Annotated in this window: 4 protein-coding genes; all 4 read left to right on the forward strand. The window is 65.8% G+C overall.

Annotated features, from left to right (window positions below; all coding sequences use genetic code 11):
* Window positions 1–113: 113 nt before the first annotated feature.
* The 4 genes from SSOG_RS24285 (at window position 114) to SSOG_RS24300 (ending at window position 1,916) form a co-directional block, all read left to right on the forward strand.
* Entirely contained in the window at window positions 114–308 is a 195-nt protein-coding gene (locus tag SSOG_RS24285) for a hypothetical protein (protein WP_009716895.1), read from the forward strand.
* 111 nt (window positions 309–419) lie between these two features.
* On the forward strand, window positions 420–815 hold the full coding sequence (locus SSOG_RS24290) for a BlaI/MecI/CopY family transcriptional regulator (protein WP_009716896.1): 396 nt from the start codon (window positions 420–422) through the stop codon (window positions 813–815).
* A 22-nt stretch (window positions 816–837) separates the two neighbouring features.
* Window positions 838–1,359 (forward strand): amino-acid N-acetyltransferase, encoded by a 522-nt coding sequence (locus tag SSOG_RS24295; RefSeq protein WP_009716897.1) that lies wholly within the window; start codon window positions 838–840, stop codon window positions 1,357–1,359.
* A gap of 221 nt (window positions 1,360–1,580) precedes the next feature.
* On the forward strand, window positions 1,581–1,916 hold the full coding sequence (locus SSOG_RS24300) for a histone-like nucleoid-structuring protein Lsr2 (RefSeq protein WP_009716898.1): 336 nt from the start codon (window positions 1,581–1,583) through the stop codon (window positions 1,914–1,916).
* The last annotated feature ends 52 nt before the right edge of the window (window positions 1,917–1,968 follow it).

Below are 1,968 nucleotides of genomic sequence, written 5' to 3' on the forward strand. Positions count from 1 at the left end.
CGGCTCGGCCCCGGCGTGAGGTCTGGCGTCGACCCCGGCATGAGGCCCGGCGCGGGGGCCGACGCGGGCGCCGCGTAATCTGTGGGGCATCGAGCAAAAGGAGGCCGATTGCCATGGATTACGTCTCCGCGCTGGTGCCGCCCCTGGTGATGGCCGTGGCCTTCACCTTCCTGATCGTGACGATGATCAAGAGCCAGGGCGGCGCCAACAAGGCGAAGGAGGACCACCTCGTGGACGCGGCGCTCGCCCGCGCCGAGGCGGACCGCACGGCGTCGGCCGGCAACGCGCCGGGCCGCGACGCGTCCTGACGCCCCCCGCACCGACCAGCACGCCCCGGGATGCATCCGCATCCCGGGGCGTGCGGCCTTTCGCCGCGTACATCCCCCGACATTCGGTACATCTCCCACTATTATTCACATGTGCCTCGGCCATTGGGAGAGCTGGAAGACGCGGTCATGACGCGGGTGTGGAAGTGGAACCGCCCGGTCACGGTCCGAGAAGTCCTGGAAGACCTTCAGCGAGAACGCTCGATCGCCTACACGACGGTCATGACCGTAATGGACAACCTCCATCACAAGGGCTGGCTCCGCAGGGAGGTGCAAGGCCGCGCCTATCGATATGCCGCGGTCTCCACCAGGGCCGCCTACTCTGCCGCACTGATGAACGAAGCGTGGTCGACCAGTGACAACCCCGCGGCCGCCCTCGTCGCGTTCTTCGGGATGATGTCCGAAGAGCAGCGAGATGCACTGCGGGATGCCATGCGCGTCGCACAACTCGGTGAGCCGGGAGAGAGCCCCGGTGAGTCGGGCCGATGAGCCGGGGCGATAGCGTCCGGCCATGTCCTCTGCACTATCAAAAGTAGTCACCGTCCGCCGCGCCCGGACCGGCGATGTACGAGCCGTGCGCCGGCTCATCGACTCCTACGTGAGCGATCGCATCCTGCTCGACAAAGCCACGGTGACCCTTTACGAGGACATCCAGGAGTTCTGGGTCGCGGAGCGGGACGAGGACGCCGAGCTCATTGGCTGCGGCGCACTCCACGTCATGTGGGAAGACCTCGCGGAGGTTCGTACTCTCGCGGTGGATCCCGCTCACAAGGGGAGTGGTGTAGGCCACCTGGTGCTCGACAAGCTGTTGCAGACGGCGCGCTGGCTCGGCGTCCGGCGCATTTTCTGCCTCACCTTCGAAGTCGACTTCTTCACCAAGCACGGCTTCGTGGAGATCGGCGAGACGCCGGTCGACGGGGATGTCTACAGCGAGCTGCTGCGTTCCTATGACGAGGGCGTCGCCGAGTTCCTCGGTCTCGAACGGGTGAAGCCGAACACCCTTGGCAACAGCCGGATGCTTCTGCAACTGTGATCGCGGTCCCTATGTCCGAATCGCGCCCCTATCACATAGCTCCGGAACAGTGGGTTCCATCAGCCTTCCCGCATGGTCGATCGGTCGAACCTTCCCGGAGGGTTTGTGTTTTTCCGGGAAAAGCGGTTTCCTATTCTCCCGTAGTGTAATTACCTGGGGGGTGAGACATCAGCGGCTAACGCCGCGCACCCGAGCCCCCCGTTTCCCCTGAAAGGAACCCCATGGCACAGAAGGTTCAGGTCCTTCTTGTCGACGACCTCGACGGCGGCGAGGCGGACGAGACCGTGACGTTCGCGCTGGACGGCAAGAGCTACGAGATCGACCTCAACACCGTCAACGCGGACAAGCTCCGGGATGCCCTGGAGCCGTTCACCAAGGGCGGCCGTCGCACCGGCGGCCGGGCTTCCGGTGGCCGTGGCAAGGCGCGTGCTGCGTCGGGCAGTGGCCAGGACACCGCGAAGATTCGCGCCTGGGCAAAGGAAAACGGCTACGAGGTCAATGACCGCGGCCGCGTTCCGGCGACCGTTCGTGAGGCGTACGAGAAGGCCAACGGCTGAGCACGTCACCCTTCCCCGGCTCGCCGCTGCCTGGGCAGTGGCCGGGCGCGCA

It is taken from the genome of Streptomyces himastatinicus ATCC 53653 (assembly GCF_000158915.1).
Taxonomy (GTDB): Bacteria; Actinomycetota; Actinomycetes; order Streptomycetales; family Streptomycetaceae; genus Streptomyces; species Streptomyces himastatinicus.

What these genes read in the sequence shown, in the direction of transcription:
- SSOG_RS24285 (WP_009716895.1), top strand. Translation starts at nt 114, where the DNA reads ATGGATTACGTCTCCGCGCTGGTGCCGCCCCTGGTGATGGCCGTGGCC.
- SSOG_RS24295 (WP_009716897.1), top strand. Translation starts at nt 838, where the DNA reads ATGTCCTCTGCACTATCAAAAGTAGTCACCGTCCGCCGCGCCCGGACC.
- SSOG_RS24300 (WP_009716898.1), top strand. Translation starts at nt 1,581, where the DNA reads ATGGCACAGAAGGTTCAGGTCCTTCTTGTCGACGACCTCGACGGCGGC.